Consider the following 16,385-nt stretch of genomic DNA (forward strand, 5'->3'; position numbering starts at 1 on the left):
AATTTCTGTTATGATGCTTATTTATATTTGATTTAAATAACGTGCTCTCACAACCCTGTGAAATATTAGCCGGCGTAGGCCCCGCGCTGGCAGGCAAATTGCAAAACTGCGGGATTAATACCATCGCTGATTTAATCTTTCATCTGCCTTTTCGTTATCAGGACAGAACGCGGGTGACTGCTATTTGTGATTTGAGACCTGATGATCATGCGGTTATTATGGGACGTGTTTGCAAAACAGAAGTTAAATACGGCAAACGGATGATGCTTTATTGTTATGTGGAAGATAAAACAGCAGTCATCAAACTTCGATTTTTTCATTTTAACAAAAACCAGGTCAAGGCATTGCAGCCAGGCCAGTTACTGCGTGCTTTTGGTGAAGTCAAAGAATTCTCTCATCAGCTGGAAATGATCCATCCGGAATATCGATTATTAGAAGATGAACAGGATATGCGGGTGGAGGAAACCTTAACGCCGATTTACCCAGGCACAGAAGGTTTAAGTCAGAGCCGTCTCCGCCAATTAGTGAAATTAGCGCTTGCCGCCAGTCAGCCAGTTTTGCAGGAGCTGGAATGGATGACTGAGCAGCAGTTGAAGAGTCTGAATTTTTCTTCAATTCATGAGTCTTTAACGCTCTTACACCAGCCGCCTCCGGATATTGCCCTCTCCTTGCTGGAGGAAGGCAAGCATCCAGCCATGCAGCGACTGGCTTTTGAGGAACTATTAGCGCAGCGCCTAAGCATGCAATTCGCCAGACGGCATCGCAACCATTTATCGGCCCCCTGTTTCAAGGATAAAGGGGATTTGAAAGCACAGTTTATTGCCAATCTTCCCTATCCGCTGACGTCCGCTCAGTTACGGGTTGATTCAGAAATAAGCGCTGATCTTGCAATGGAAAAACCAATGCTTAGGCTGGTGCAAGGGGATGTAGGCTGCGGTAAAACCACTGTGGCCGCTTTGGCCAGTTTGCACGCTATCGAGAGTGGCTATCAGGCCGCCTTTATGGCGCCAACCGACTTACTTAGTGAGCAGCATTTCCTTAATTTTCAACGCTGGTTTGAGCCTTTGGGAATTCAATGCCTTCGTCTCAGCGGAAAAATGAAGCTTAAAGAGCGTCGGGAAACCTTGCAAAAGCTGAATTCACATGAAGGCCATCTGCTGATTGGAACACATGCACTGTTTCAGGAGCAGGTGGAGTTTGCCCAATTAGGACTGGTCATTATTGATGAGCAGCATCGCTTTGGTGTTGAGCAACGTCTGTCACTGCAGCAAAAAGGCCAGATTGATTCATTGATTCCTCATCAGCTATTAATGACGGCAACCCCCATTCCAAGAACCTTGGCGATGACTCAGTTTGCCCATCTTGATATTTCTATTATTGATGAATTACCTCCGGGACGCATGCCCGTACAAACTGTGGTAATCAGCCAGGAAAAGCGCGACCCTGTTATTGAAAGGCTTAAGACAGCCATTGCCAGTGGGGCCCAGGCTTATTGGGTTTGCACTTTAATTGAAGAATCAGAAAAGCTCCAATGTATGGCAGCTACAGTGACTGCTGAAAATTTGCAGGCCCAGTTGCCTTCGGCGCGAGTAGGTCTTGTTCATGGTCGAATGAAAGCCGTGGAAAAAGAGGCCACGATGCATGCTTTTAAACAAGGTGAAATTGATTTGTTAGTGGCGACAACGGTGATTGAAGTGGGCGTTGACGTTCCCAATGCCAGTGTGATGATTATTGAAAATGCCGAGCGATTGGGGCTTTCTCAGTTACACCAACTTCGAGGGCGGGTAGGTCGAGGTAATAATCAATCATTTTGCCTGCTAATTTATCAGCCACCTCTCTCCCAGTCAGGGGGAGAACGCTTGCGAGTGATGAAATCCACTAACGATGGATTTATCATCGCAGAAAAAGACTTACAACTTCGCGGCAGCGGTGAAATCCTGGGAACCCGGCAAACCGGCTATCGGCAATTCAAAATCGCTAATCTGCAACGCGATGCCGGATTGCTCCCACAGGTTGCAGAAGCAGCTCGGCAATTGCTGCAGGAGTCGGTTGATACTGCAGAGCAAATTGCCACACGATGGTTAGGAAATTTCAGGGAGTTTATTCATAGCTAGAGGATAGGCCCCTTCAAAAACTATTTTTATTTCTCGCATATATAATTTAGAAAGCTTTTGCTTTCCTGCGGGAGCTATTAGAATGGGCCTAATATTAAGGGAGTGACCAATAAATGAATCGAACTGTGTCGTTCGCCGCAGGTTTAATTACGGTATGGATAATCGGGTATTTGCTGATAGTCGGCAGAAGTCTCATTATTCCACTGGTTGTCGCTATTTTTATCTGGCACTTATTAAATACAATTTATGTTTTTGTAAAAAAAATACCGGGTGTTGAAGGACGAGTCCCTGACTGGCTAAGCAAGATCCTGGCGTTTCTTGCCGTTGCCTTATTGATTAAAGTATTAGTAGATATTATTGGGAATAATGTCAGCGATGTCATTCAGGCTTCATCGCGTTATCAGGAAAACCTGATGGCTATTTTTAATAAAATAGATGATTATTTTAATATTAAAATCATGGCCAAATTGGATAGTTTCGTAAAAAGCCTGAGCATTCAGGAGATCATGGTTAATATCTATGGTGTATTTAGCTCAGTAACCAGTTCGGCTGTATTAATTATTTTATATGTCGTATTTTTATTCGTAGAGCAGCATTATTTTGAACAAAAATTAAATGCCATGATTAAGGACTCCAATAATCGTCAGCTGGTCAATAATATTTTGGGACATATTGTTAAAGATACTCAGACTTATCTTGGTTTAAAAACCTTAATTAGTCTGGTCACCGCGCTGACCAGCTGGATCATCATGAAAATAGTGGGTTTGGATTTTGCAGAATTCTGGGCCCTGCTTATATTCTTTCTCAATTTCATTCCTAATATAGGTGCAATTATTGCTACTCTGTTTCCTGCTTTGTTAGCACTGATTCAGTTCGATAACTGGCTTCCATTTATTATCGTCTCCTTGGGATTGACCACTATCCAATTTATCATTGGCAATCTCATTGAGCCGCGTTTTTTGAGCAAATCACTCAATTTAAGCCCCCTGGTAATTTTATTTGCCTTGGCATTATGGGGCGCGATGTGGGGAATTCTGGGGATGTTTCTTTCAGTACCTATTACGGTAATGATGATGATTATATTTGCGCATTTTGACAAGACAAGACCGATGGCTATCATGCTGTCGCAGGATGGATATATACAAAAAGCCTACGAAACCATGCCGGAAAAAGCCCGTTTACTTTGAGGTCCTCACCTCATCCCGAGCGCCAGCGAGGGATCTCCGGCACCAGGCACGTATTTAAGGAAGATCCCTCGCTGGCGCTCGGGATGACGTCGGGAGTGGGTTATTATCTCGAAAAATCCATGTTTGACTCTTCATCGGTCTCCATGGGAATGCCAGGAAACAAATCATCCAGCAATGCCTGCATTGGGGCTTGTGAGGAATATGAATCATCCTGTACTTTCTCTGTGGATGGAAACTCATAGATTGTTCCCATACCAGAGAGTTCATCTTTTCGATGTCGTTTACTCAGCGCAGCTAGTTCTTCGTTTGCCTTTCGTTTCTTACTGCCAAAAAATGATTGAGGATTTCGCCCAGGCGAATCGACGGGAATGACGTCTTTAAGCGCAGGTAAATAGTTTGACAGGATTTTAAGTTCCCCGAGTTCAAGACGGTATATTAACTCGTCACACTCCTTTGATGATGGATTGAGGGCTGCCAAGAGGGGTTTGGCGGATTCCAGGAATAGTCCAATATTAAAAAACATACGCCTCTTCATAAAGAAAATGACATCTTCAACAGAGCTGAGCAAATTCGATAAGGCTTCCTGCTGATTATTGCAAAAAGTTTTGAAATTTTCTCGATCGTCGCCAAGAAATCCAAGCATAGTGAAGAAAATAGCTTTGGCAGTCTCCTTTGGCCTTGTTTTAATTAGAAGAGGTGCAATCACGAAGGACTGTTCAATTTTGAGTCTTCCCAGAAATTCAAGACAGGAATCTGTTGTGCTTAAACTGGATGACAATTGGGGAAATACTGTAAAAAACAGTTGGTAACATTGTTGAGAATTTAAATAGCTGCTGAGCAATATAAAATCTTCCAGTGACTTAATTTCCGCCGGGAGAAAATCAAATATTTTATCTATAACCGGCTCGCGTTCATGTAACTCAAGACGGTTCAGTGCCGAGAAAGTTAAATTATTGATGGGCTTGATGGTCAGATTAGGTGCAATAGTATCTATCTGCTCTTTGCTTAAAAAACGTGAAATAGAAATTAAATCCATTAAAAATGTATACTCGTTAGGTATAAATTTCTTTAGCAGTTTAAATGCTTCTTTGCGCCCCTCATCGTCTAAATGAGCAAAAAGGACGGTAATTTTATAAGCACTTTTATCGACCCATCGAGTAATTTTCCTTTTAAACAGGTCAAATATTAACCGGCACTCTTTATTTGAAAGCTCATTAAGGCTTATAAAATTCGATAGATCAGAGAAAGAACTAATCGAATATGTTAATTCCTGTTTAAGGGTGTTGAGAATATGAGAACGCTGCCCCTCATTCAAAAATTGCATGGGACCCCAGATGAAATCATTAGCTCCCCTGAATAAGTCTGAAAGCACAAGCTTGCTATAGACAAAATCATTGACTGTTTCACGCTGAGCAGATGAGAGATGAGTTAATAAGATACCCCAGTTTGCTGCAGAATCTACGAGGGAGCTTAAGTGTGGTAAGATGAATTGACGAAATATCAATTCTCTCTGTTGAATATTGCAATATTTAAGCACATAAGAAAGAGTCGAAATCGTATCCCAGCTAAGTTTTGGTAAGCGCTCTTTAATGCTTAGAAAAAGATTTTCAATTTGTTCTCGTGACTTACGCAAAAAGAGACGCTCTGTCTCGTTAAGCTTTTCTTCATGTTCGGGAGTAATTTCTGCTACCGCACTAAGACAGGCAGGTGAAATTGCTTTATTGATTAGCCGTAATTGCTCAGAGGCAATAGGTTTAATAGCGTGTAGTAAAGACTGGAAAGAGAGAATAGCGTCGGGATCTGCTAAGGGAATCAGCAGGAAAAGGGATCTATGGGGTATTGATCCCTCATACTTTTTATCAAACACAGAATATATTTCTTCAGGAGTTACTTTTTTCTTAAGCTGAAGCTTGAGCTTGTCTATTGGTATGATATCGAGCAATTCATTAAAGTGCTTCTGGGTCAGGATTTTGCATAACTGTAACAAATGTCGGGAGGTTTTGACCCAAACCGGGAAACGCTCTTTATGTACTGAAAACAAATTCGCTGCTTCATCAGAGCTGAGTGAGGCATAGATCTTAATAAAATCATTAAGACTTTTTATATTATCTATTTTCTTTTTTAATCCCTCAGGAAATACAAGTTCCCGATGAGCAGGTAAAAGCGTTCTATAAAGATGGGTCCACTCACCTAAATTCTTCGGCAATCCAGCAAGCTTCTCTCTCATGCTATTGAATAAAGCTTCTTGTTGCGGGGTACCTTCCAAAATATACAATGAATATATTTTACAGAAAGATGCGTTGCTAGTGATCGATTTTGGCAGTTCATCTTGTATTGAATCTAAAATAACAATTTGTTTATCTGAATCAAGTTTGTCCACCAGGTTTGTGAATTTACCTGTCTTTAAAATACAGAGTTTAGTGGAATACTGTTTTATCTGCTCGCAGATACCCTTGCACTTTTCTATGTCCAAAGCACTAAAAAGATGAAGAAGTAAAGGAACTAAACGATCCAGCTTTTTATTATCCCCGTCAAGCAGTGATTGACTTAAGGCGCCTATGAGCGCATTTAATTTAGCAGGGGATGTGGTCAATGCAAAAAGGATTAGTGGCTCAGTATTTTCTGGATTTAGTAATGAATCTGCTGTCTCTTTGTCAGAACAAATGGATCCAATTTCCTCTTCTTTCAGGGATTCAAGAACTTCAAAATCCTGGGGATGAGTAAAACTGGGTTTTAAGGAAAATTTATTCAAGAGATCGAGACTTAATTTAAGCTTGTCGTAGCCATTTAATTCTTTATGTTCATTGAGTTTACTTTTTAAGGCGGCTTTTGCATCTTTAAAAGATTGGACTACTTCAGCAATGAATAATTGTTTCTTCTCATTACTGATGCCGATTTTACTTAATATTGGAGCATGTTGTTTTATCAGTTCTTCTAGCTTATCCCCTAAAATTTTCAGACAGGTATTTGGATCTTCCTGGTTATTTTTTTTAAATGCAAAGGTCCTCAGTCTGGAGAGGTATATAAAAAGTGTCGGGGGAATAGTGACTGGATCGGAGGTTTCACCAGAAATAATTCCCAATTTTGAAAGAACCTCATAAATAACCTGACGTGCCTGTTCTAGTTGATCCACATTCGGTTCGTTCATTTCTACTAAAGGCTTTAGGGGGTTGATATAATTCTGAAATATACTCTTGACTTCGGATGGCAATTTATCAACTGCCTTTATAATTTTAACAATCAGATCCTTGTCGAAAGCTCTAATACCAGGGGCAGTAAACTCACGCACTTTCTGGATAAAATCCCTGACTTTTTCAGGCTCTACACTGTGGTCATCCAGTTGATCATACCAGGACAGAAAATCAAAGATATTTTTATCAAAGAATTGACCTGCGGTTAATTCCTTTCCAATGCCATGGACGCTATTTTCCCGCATTTTCTGGCGTAAGAGATTGAGCTGACCAAGCAAATTGCCATCATTGAATGTCAGTGCGTCGAGCCGTTGTTTGGTTTCATAAATCGTCTGGGATGCAAAGCAGTGCTGAGCCAATCGATAAATTTCATTACTGTTCATTTCGACTGAACTGGGTTCAGTTTTATCATCAATATAGGGATTATATATCCTGGGCGTACCAGCATTTTCGTTAAACACCAACATAGCACGCAATGGCAGCAAGTGGGTACCAGCATCATTTAATATGTGAGTAGAAAGAATATGAATCAGATCCATATCCCATTCTTTTTCCTGGTTAAGGGCTGGTACTAAATAAGGATAGTCATCATACACTGACTCGACGCATTGCAGGCTGGGAATTAAAAATAACAGAGGATTTGCCGGTTCTCCACTTTCTGAATGCGGTTTGCTGGAAGCAACGACTTTGGCCGCTTCGCACCAGATTTTAGTGACTGGATGATGCGGTAATGCAGTATAGCAAAGCATGTTGCCGGTTATGAGATTCCAGTTTTCAATCAGCGCTTGTTCGAGTGCCGCTAATGGATTCTCTGATTGTAAAACGCTGCGAAGCAGTTTGAAGCTGCGAATAGTATAGGCATGTATGGCTTTTTCATGAAGAGTATGCACAGGGCCTGCTGCTTCATAATCGTCAATCAATTGCGGGAAAATGGTCTCAATGCTATTGAAAAATATTTGCTCTTTTTTATCCATTGTGTTCTTTTGTAAATCTTTGTGATTGCCGGGATTGCTGTATAATAATTTAATTATTCACTTTGTGCAATAGTTGAGCATGTTGACTTTTGAAATCAGTCTGCGCATTTGCTTTAAAGGGAGGATGTAATTTGCATTTAGTTAAGATTTCTTTTTCTTTTTATTCACAGCCGTTGATTTTTTCTCAGCCGCTGCTGTAACATTTGGTCTTCCCCCCGGAATTTCGTATCCCGTAACGGGATCGACTGCATATCTGCCGCCCGCTAAATCATCGAGTTGGTCATCTGATATTTTTTTATAATTTTTCCGAGCAGGTTTTTGGGGACTTGACATGATAATTTCACTCAAAAAGATTTCTCTTTTTAAATTAGTATTTGTAGCTGGAAATATCAAATATTTTCCCCTGATTTTCATGGTTTTCAGAAAAACAGGGGAAGGGTTTGAGTGTAAATGAGTGGTTCAATAGAGTTACTCATATTGAGGCAAACTAATCGCATTTGAGACTGACTTTATCATCCCCAGGACTTTGTTCGAGCGTTCTTCCGCAATCTCCTTGGAAACTTCATCATCTACCAGAAAAGATTTGCTCACCCAGACACCAAATTCCTGATTGGCATTCACGAGAGGACGCAGCAGCTCATTGTAACGGGTAAACGCCTGCATATAATTTCCATTCGCATCTTTTAATTCTCCCGCCAGGATATAAGCTCCCACAAAAGCCAAGTTATTACCTTGCCCTGATAAGGGAGAAGGGCAATAGCCCGCATCACCGACCAGCGCAATTCGCCCTTTGGTCCAACTGTTCATTTTGACTTGCATAATCGCGTCAAAATAAAAATCATCACTTTCTGGCATTCGATTTAAAATATTTTGGGTTTCCCAGCCAAAATCACGAAAAGTATCACACAGGAATTGTTTTTGTTCCTGCTCATCGCGAGGATTTTTGAGCAAATGCTCTGAGCGGAACATAAACCCTGCTCTCGCGATTTCAGGGTTGTTATCACTATTAATCGATACCATTTTGCAATTGGATTCACATTCCAGGTCTATATGACTCAATCCAAGATAGTTCGGAATAGTAAATGTACTAAGATAGGAACCCAGATGAACCAGCTGATATTCATTTTTATCAAAAACCATGCGTCTGGTAGCAGAATGAATGCCGTCTGCGGCAATTACCAGGTCGTAATTAATCACTTTGCCATCATTGTAATGAACCAGCACGCCATCAGCATTCTGCTCCATGCGCAGGATGGATTGATTAAAATCGCAAGGCACATCAGTAATGGTGCTCATGAGAATTTCAATCAAATCACCGCGGAGGATTTCCACTTCGTCATCTTGCCTGAATCCGAATTCCTCACCCTGTACTTCGTGCAACACCTTACCTGCCGCATCAACATACCGGCCGCATTCAATTCGCGTGCGCATATCACATATCTGCTCATAGATACCCATATCTCTGGCGATATGAGTGGCTATGCCGCGGACATCCAGGGCTTGCCCCCCTTTTCTAATGGAGGCGGCTTTCTCAATCAAACATGGCGAAAAACCAAATCTTTTCAGCCAATAGCAAATAGCTGGACCCGCAATTCCAGCACCAATCACGAGAATTTTGATATCTTTAAACATTGGATTACCTTAATAACTCGAAGTATTGTCCACTACTTCAACCCCGTTCGTTAGAACAAAATCAGATTATATCAATAAATTAACCAGTTTATTCTAAAATTACGACTCCAGTAGAAGGAGCTGATTGACAATCGTCTTTGTGGGAGAGATTGGCAGGCCTCGGCGTTTGATTTTTATTAAATATTCTATGCACGTTTGAAGCACTCTTTAGAGCAAACAAAGGAGAGTTCACATAATTTAGAAAACCTTCCAATGTCCGTTCAACAGATTGATATCGATTGCAAAAAGTTAACAAGTGATTCTTTAATTCTTTGATAGTCAGCCTGGCAGTAAGTTCCACATGGGTTTCGCGAATGTCTATGTCTAATTTCAATGACTTAATTAAGGTTGAGATCTCTGCTTTTTTTATTATAGCCGGCATTCTTATTGTCTCATCGCAAACAATTTGCCCATTAAACAGCTGTTGAACAGACTCCTCATTTTTGCTCACCATTACCACTTTCAATGTTTCGCCCTCATCAAGCGGCATTTTTAATTTCTCGCGCAGATAAATGCGGGGATTATAGTGGCAGGAAGTAATGTCTTCTATATTGTCAATTATCAGGACACCTGGCTCTTCGTTTAGAGCCTTATAGAAACAGTCATCGATATATTTTTCCTGGTCTTTGGGTGATAAATTAACGAGTTGTCCCGCTTTCATATACACGATTTTATCGGGTTGTTCCGGGAATAGGTTCAAAGCGCAGCTTGTGGTTCCTGTACCCTGTTTTCCTGTAACATTCACAATCATCGGGTTTAAATAAGCAAAGTTGCTTTCTTTCTCAAGGAGAGCTGAGAGATTTTTTTTCAGAGAGTCATTCCAGGGGCAGAAAACCCGTGATTGCAATAACTCCCGCTCCGTTTTTTTCCGTATATTTTTTTTAAGGGCATCATCAAGACAGGATAGAAACTGCGCATCATTAAGCGGAATAATCCGGCTTGAGTCTTCAATTTTATACTTGCCATTATCAAAACTGACGAGCTGAGAGACACCAAATTGCTTCATAGTGCTGTCAATAAAGGCTTTTATGCCGGCACCGCTCAATCCCTCCGATTTTTTTGCGAGCATTTCAATGTCCAAAGAGGTCTGAACTTTATTTTTTTTCTGAAGAGGGCACAAATACAGGCGCAAAATAGCCAGGCGATCTTTATAGTTTGGCAGTCCAATATTAATATGTACATCAAGCCGCCCGGGACGTATTAATGCCTCATCCAAGCGTTCAAAATAATTGGTTAAACCAATTATCATCAGATTCTCAATCGCATCTACACCATCAAGATAGGTTAATAGTGTCGTAGTTAAATCAGCTTTTATTTGTTTATTCAGATCCTCGCCAGAGCTATCGCGAGAGCACACCAGTGCATCCATTTCATCGATAATGACCACATGGGTTACTCCGGTTTTTTTTTTCGCTTCATCCAGAATACTGCGAAGATTCTCAGCGGATTGGCCTACGTATTTTGAGATTAAAGCAGGTCCATTAATAACCGTCACATTCTCTTTTCCAATAAAATCATTGGCAATAGTCCGAGCTATCAATGTTTTACCGGTGCCTGGAGGACCATACAATATACCGCCGCGTGGTAATTTAAGATCGGTGTCTTCCAATTGTTTTGGAGAAAGCGATCTGGGGATGAATAATTGCTCCACAATGGATTGCGTTTCATTACTATAGCCAGCCACTCCATGCTTATCCCAGGCGAGTGTTATTTTTTCTCTGATTTTTATATATTCGGGTACCGGCGCAGGTTCTTGTATGGGCTGAACCTCTTCTTCAAACGCAGGAGATAATGGTTGCAATTGAGTCTGGTCTGTACTCATCTGGCTTATTCTTTCCGTTAAAAACTGTGCCTGGGGGGGTTGTATTTTGTAGGGAGGAAACCATGATGGGGGTATTACCTTTAAATGATTAAAAAGGAAGGCGATTTTGATTAAATGCAGTTTGTTTTCAGTCACTTCAGGCTCAAAAAAAACCTCCTCGCCACTCGACATTGTTTGATAATAACTATTGATAAGTTTCTGACTAAACTCTTTTATTGAATAGCCCTTGATGCATGCCAAGCTATACGCATTTAAATGAGCAATAAGTGCATCGTTGTTAATACTAATTCGGTTATTGCGGGTAGACTGATGCTCTGCCAGAAGATTCAAGCAAGTATAACATTCTTCAAATCGCTTTAATTGACTCAAAATCTTAATTTTAAGATTCATTGCATAGCTATATACTTTCGAGCCAGTCCAGGAAATACTATCGAGATTTTGCAGGACCAGATCAATGAGATCTATAGTCTCCTGAGCTGATAATTGAGTTTTATATACCTTCAAATACTTAATTATTTGTTCTTTATATTTAGTCTGGGGAGTAGAAGATAATCTGAGAAATAATTCTGAAAGATATGTTGTGCATTCTACTTTTTTATTCAGGGCCTTAGTACACTCAACAAGGCCCTCTAATACATCGATATATTGGGAGCTTGCAGTATCTGAGTCCAATTCGAGATCGTCATAAACAATGTCTAGCAGAGCAAATGCTTCATTATATTGGTGGCAAGTTTTATAAAGTGTTGCGAGCACCATACGGTTTTTAAATAATTTTTCTTTTATATCCTCTTCATCCACAGGCCCTGAAAGCAACGATAATATTGAATTTGCTCTTTTAAGCTGTTCCTCAAGTTTTTTTATTTTTTGTTTTATTTCTTCTATATTATCGTGCATGGGTAAAACCTTTTATGAAAACAAATTAACTGGAAACAAAGTCTGCCACCGCCTTGCAAACGATGTCTATCTCTTCCTCAGTGTTATAATAATGGAGCGACGCTCTGACCAGGGCATCAAGTCCTCTGGATTGAAGATCCAGGCGGGCAAATTCCATTACGGATACGGTGACATTGATCCCTTGCTCACGCAGTGCCTGTTTAATCTCAGCCGGCGTCTTGTTTTTGGTGGAAAACGTGATAATTCCGCATTGATTTTTTCCTAAATCCTGGAGCGTTAGCCCGGGGATTTTTTCGAGTTTACTGCGAAAGAGGCTGGATAAATGCTGAATTCTTTGCCAGATGTTTTCCATGCCGATATCAAGCGCATAGCGTACTGCAGCGCTTAAACCTAGCTTCCCTGCGTAATTTTGTTCCCAGGTTTCAAAACGTCTGGCATCAGGCATGAGTTCATAAGCATCCAGTGAACTCCAGTTTGCAGCATGTAAATCGATAAAAGGTGGATTGCAGTGATTGATGATGCGCTCGCTGGCATATAAAAAACCAGTACCTCTTGGCCCTCGCAAGAATTTTCGCCCGGTACCGCAAAGAAAATCGCAGCCAATTTTTTGAACATCGATGGGCATTTGCCCCACTGACTGGGTTGCATCCAATAAATAAGTGACGCCCTGTTTTTTGGCAATATGTCCCGCTTCTATTGCAGGATTAATTAATCCTCCCTGCGTTGGAACATGTGTAATTGCCAGCAATTTTACCGAAGAGTCAAGCATGGACTCCAAAGCATTTAAATCCAGTTGCCCATCACGGTCATCAGGGATTACTTCAATTTTCACGCCTTTCTGCCTGGCCACATGCAAAAAAGAAAGGTAGTTGCTGGCATATTCATTCATGGCCGTGAGTATGCGATCACCGGGCTTAAAATCCAGACTATAGAACGCCATATCCCACGCACGAGTTGCATTTTCAGTGAAAGCCACCTCATGAGGCTGGCAGTTAATCAGTTCGCTGATATTGCGGTAAAAACCTTTAATTTCATCGGCCTTAATCTCTTCAGCTTCATAGCCACCAATACTTGCCTCCAGGTCGAGATAGTTTTTGATTGTATCGGTGACCGCTGTAGGCGGCAGGGAGGTACCTGCATTGTTAAAATGAATTACTTGTTCAGACCCAGGCGTTTCTTTACGCAGTTGTTTAATATTTAATTGTTTCAATTAATAGTCTCCACCAAAGATTGAATCACGATATCCCAGCCATTAATAAGAACAAAAACCAGAATTTTTATTGGTACCGACAAACTCGCCGGAGGCAGCATCATCATGCCCATCGTCATTAACAAACCCGATACAATCAGATCAATTAGTAAAAACGGCAGAAAAATCATAAATCCAATTTGAAATGCAGTTTGCAATTCGCTTAATAAAAATGCCGGGATTAGTTGTAGCAGTTTTATCTCGTCAATGTTATCAGGTAGAGGTTCTTTCGCAAGCTCCAATAAGAGTTGTAAATCCTTTTCACGGGTCTGATGGAGAAGAAATTGTTTTATGGGCTCTTTCGCCTTATCTATGGCTAATTCAAAATTAATTTTTTGCTCCATAAAAGGTTGATAAGCCTCAGAGTAAAGGACCTTTCCAACAGGCATCATGGTATAAAATGTCAGGAAAAGAGCCAGGCTCATAAGCACCGTGTTTGGGGGCGTTTGTTGTAGACCAAGCGCTGTGCGCAGCATCGAGAGCACGACCACAATGCGGGTAAATGAGGTCAGCATAATTAAAATACTGGGCGCAAGACTTAAAATCGTCAGCAAGCCGAACACTTTAAGTGCAGGAGCAATCGTTTCCTGATTAAAAGACATAGCGCCGAGGAAGCTGGTATCCGCAGAAGCAGCGAAATGAGAATAGCTTAATAACCCAATCCAGCACAGGTATTTCATTTATGGCTCTCATTCAGGGAGTGAAAACAGAGGCCTTTCTGGTTTTCCGCCAGCAAAAAACGCTGCTCCTGGTATTCAAGAAGATAAATAACGGTTTTATTATTGAGATAGGTTTTTTCGAGCAGCCGGCAACCGGTAGATGGTTTTTTATTCTTTTTAAGATGCAAAAACAGCACTGCAAGGCTTAAGATAACAAAAGCAAGCCCATAATTCAGCCACCCCATTCCATTGGTGACCGGTGTTTTAAAGGCTAAGGCTGAGCCAGAAAACGATTCTTTGCTAAAAAAGTTTAAAATAAGCATAAAAAACAATGGCGCTTTCATTGAGAAACCTCGAGAATCTGCACTGCAAAATAATCATCGCAGCTCATTAACTCGCCTCTTGCAAACACTTGATTGTTTAGCAGCACATCGACCGGCTCATTTGTTTTCTGTAAGAGATTGAGTACTTTGCCTCGAGTCAATTGCTTTAATTCAGCAATGCTAAGTTTAAGGCTGCCTATACGGATTTGACATTCCACCTCAACATTTCCCAGTAGTCCCAGGTAATCGGCTTTAACAGTGTCAGTGCTATCTTTGGCCTGCAGTTCCGGGAAATGAATTTTTTTAACCAGAGTTGTCATATTAATTACTCGCTATTTGAATGGATTTATAGCCATCATTGCTCCCCTTGTGCACAGTACACAAAGTGAGCTGCTGATGCTTTAAAAGCAGATCTTCATTTTGCGGATGATCCGTTTTGATCACTTCCCCGGGTTTTAGAGTCAGTAAATCAGCAAGATTCATGGTAAAAGAAAGCAATTTTATCTCCAGTTCGAGTTGCTCGTCTGACAAGCTACTCTCAAGTGGCGACAAGAGAGCGTTGCCGGAAAGCACTGGTAATTGCTCGACAACCCAGCGGGGATGAAGAAAAAGACTTGTAGTGGTCTGGTCAAACGTCAGCCCTAATTCCAGACAGGGCGAACCCCGGTAAAACCATTCCTGAATGTCCAGCTGTTCTTCCTGTGTGGAGAGATTGTCCTGAAATAATGCAGATAGCAATTCATGGCTGATTTGTTCGTTCACTCCACGAAAACACGAACTGCTGCTTCCAAAAATAACTTGCTGTAAATTTTCAAAAAAGCTGGGGGAAATAAATCCGATTAATTCCCCCGTCTGATTATACAGGCTCAATATTCGGCTTGCCTCAGCAGGGCAAGCTCTCTGTAAATAAACTGATGCTGAGGACAGGGTATAAACTGCATTCCAGGGTTGCAAAACACTATGGAAATGCCGACTAAGCTTACTGATTTCACTTGGGTTAATCAGCCGATAGGGTTTAAGGGTTTGATTCATTTTCTATACAGCTCTTCCAATAATTGTTTATCAATATCCATAATTTGCGAACAGGCCTGAAACATTCGTTGCAGCACTACAATTTGAGCAAATTCGGTGGTAGGGTCGACATTGGATTGTTCCAGCGTTTTGGGCTGAATCTTGCCTTTTCCTTCTTTGTTGGCCAGACCAATATGGCGAAACTTGTCATTTTTAACACGGAAAAGGTTGTTTTCTGTTTGTACCAGTGTATGTTCCATATCATCGAATGTGGCCAATGCAAGATGAGAACCTTCAAGTTTCTGACCGTTATCGTAGGAGTAAGTGATTTGACCGTTGAAATCAAACCCGAAATCAATTTGCCGGCCTTCCCCATAACCGTCCTGTTTGTACACTTCGATATTAGTGAAAGGATTGTTCGATGCCCATTTATCCAGTTGCACCGAGCTTTCGGCATTACTGTCGCGATCGCCCAGCTGCAGACAAACCGACTGCGTACCGTTTAGCAGGAAACGAATGCAATTGCTGCCTTCCTTACCTTTGCCGCCTGAGTTACTGTCGAAAACCAGTTCCTGTGGATTGAATGTAACATCGCCATCGTAGCAGCGAATATTTTTCAGGGTCCAGGTCTCGCCATCATTGATTTTGACCTGGGAATCGTCACTGGGCTCTAACTCAATAGTCACTTGATGAACTTTGCCGTTTGCATCATAAATACTGCCCACATTGAATTGAATGGGCTCATACTTGCCCTTTTTGCCGGGCTCTGGCACTGGCACTGGATTATTATCTTTATCTTTATCTTTGATAGGAATACTGACCAGATTTCCCTTCAGATTGACGACTGAGGTGGCTTTTCCAGGGCATTTAAGCGGACCTTTTTCCTGTATTGGTACGAGTTGATGGTTTTTATCATAGCCCATTACCAATCCCTCGCTATGCTGGTCAAAAAGAAAGCCGTCCTGATTGAAACCAAACTCACCGTCTCGCGTATACAGGAGTTCTCCGCTTTGAAGGCGCACGATAAAAAAACCATTGCCATCAATTGCCAAATCCCCGGCGTTGCCTGTATTAACGTAACTGCCTGCTTTAAAATTGGTTTGCTGACCCTTAATCGATACCCCCAGTCCGGTGCTCTGCTGGCCGTGATCGCTTCCTAGTGAGGAATAAAAGACATCACTGCGCTTAAATCCCGGGCTTTGCATATTGGAAACGTTATGAGAGGTATTTTGCAGGCCATAACTTGCCGCCATCATGCCGCTCATGCTGGTGTAATAAGTATTGCTCATT

General features: G+C 41.3%; 12 protein-coding genes. 2 read left to right on the plus strand and 10 right to left on the minus strand.

The annotated features are described in order from the left end of the window. Positions 1–41 precede the first annotated feature (41 nt). Together recG and DYH61_RS04100 are read left to right on the plus strand one after the other, a co-directional pair. The gene (gene recG / locus DYH61_RS04095) at positions 42–2,114 is read left to right on the plus strand and encodes an ATP-dependent DNA helicase RecG (protein WP_058508916.1); all 2,073 of its coding nucleotides are present in this window, start codon (positions 42–44) and stop codon (positions 2,112–2,114) included. 113 nt (positions 2,115–2,227) lie between these two features. Further along, a complete protein-coding gene (locus DYH61_RS04100) occupies positions 2,228–3,301 on the plus strand; it encodes an AI-2E family transporter (protein WP_058508915.1) in 1,074 nt (357 codons plus the stop codon). A gap of 103 nt (positions 3,302–3,404) precedes the next feature. On the opposite strand, the gene DYH61_RS04105 is transcribed toward DYH61_RS04100, so the two are convergent. From DYH61_RS04105 to DYH61_RS04150, 10 genes are all read right to left on the minus strand, one after another. Continuing rightward, the gene (locus tag DYH61_RS04105; protein WP_058508914.1) at positions 3,405–7,466 is read right to left on the minus strand and encodes a hypothetical protein; all 4,062 of its coding nucleotides are present in this window, start codon (positions 7,464–7,466) and stop codon (positions 3,405–3,407) included. A gap of 141 nt (positions 7,467–7,607) precedes the next feature. Continuing rightward, positions 7,608–7,859 (minus strand): hypothetical protein, encoded by a 252-nt coding sequence (locus DYH61_RS04110; protein WP_147287497.1) that lies wholly within the window; start codon positions 7,857–7,859, stop codon positions 7,608–7,610. Positions 7,860–7,934: 75 nt separating this feature from the next. Next, on the minus strand, positions 7,935–9,098 hold the full coding sequence (locus DYH61_RS04115; RefSeq protein ID WP_058508912.1) for a tetracycline destructase: 1,164 nt from the start codon (positions 9,096–9,098) through the stop codon (positions 7,935–7,937). Between the two features lie 88 nt (positions 9,099–9,186). After that, positions 9,187–11,853 carry an AAA family ATPase gene (locus tag DYH61_RS04120; RefSeq protein ID WP_058508911.1) on the minus strand — a complete coding sequence of 889 codons (2,667 nt, stop codon included), beginning with the start codon at positions 11,851–11,853 and terminating at the stop codon, positions 9,187–9,189. Between the two features lie 25 nt (positions 11,854–11,878). Further along, positions 11,879–13,063: an aminotransferase class V-fold PLP-dependent enzyme gene (locus DYH61_RS04125; protein ID WP_058508910.1), complete on the minus strand. Its 1,185-nt coding sequence runs from the start codon at positions 13,061–13,063 to the stop codon at positions 11,879–11,881. Further along, a complete protein-coding gene (gene fliP / locus DYH61_RS04130) occupies positions 13,060–13,782 on the minus strand; it encodes a flagellar type III secretion system pore protein FliP (protein ID WP_065236190.1) in 723 nt (240 codons plus the stop codon). Before fliP ends, DYH61_RS04125 begins: the two co-directional genes overlap by 4 nt. Beyond that, positions 13,779–14,105, minus strand: coding sequence for a hypothetical protein (locus tag DYH61_RS04135; protein ID WP_058508909.1), 327 nt, complete (start codon positions 14,103–14,105; stop codon positions 13,779–13,781). Before DYH61_RS04135 ends, fliP begins: the two co-directional genes overlap by 4 nt. Further along, complete coding sequence (locus DYH61_RS04140; protein WP_058508908.1) at positions 14,102–14,404, minus strand: FliM/FliN family flagellar motor switch protein; 303 nt, start codon at positions 14,402–14,404, stop codon at positions 14,102–14,104. Before DYH61_RS04140 ends, DYH61_RS04135 begins: the two co-directional genes overlap by 4 nt. A gap of 1 nt (position 14,405) precedes the next feature. Then, entirely contained in the window at positions 14,406–15,116 is a 711-nt protein-coding gene (locus tag DYH61_RS04145) for a FliM/FliN family flagellar motor C-terminal domain-containing protein (RefSeq protein WP_058508907.1), read from the minus strand. Further along, complete coding sequence (locus DYH61_RS04150) at positions 15,113–16,384, minus strand: flagellar hook-basal body complex protein (protein WP_058508906.1); 1,272 nt, start codon at positions 16,382–16,384, stop codon at positions 15,113–15,115. Before DYH61_RS04150 ends, DYH61_RS04145 begins: the two co-directional genes overlap by 4 nt. Position 16,385 lies beyond the last annotated feature (1 nt).

It is taken from the genome of Legionella quinlivanii (genome assembly GCF_900461555.1).
GTDB classification, from domain to species: domain Bacteria; phylum Pseudomonadota; class Gammaproteobacteria; order Legionellales; family Legionellaceae; genus Legionella_C; species Legionella_C quinlivanii.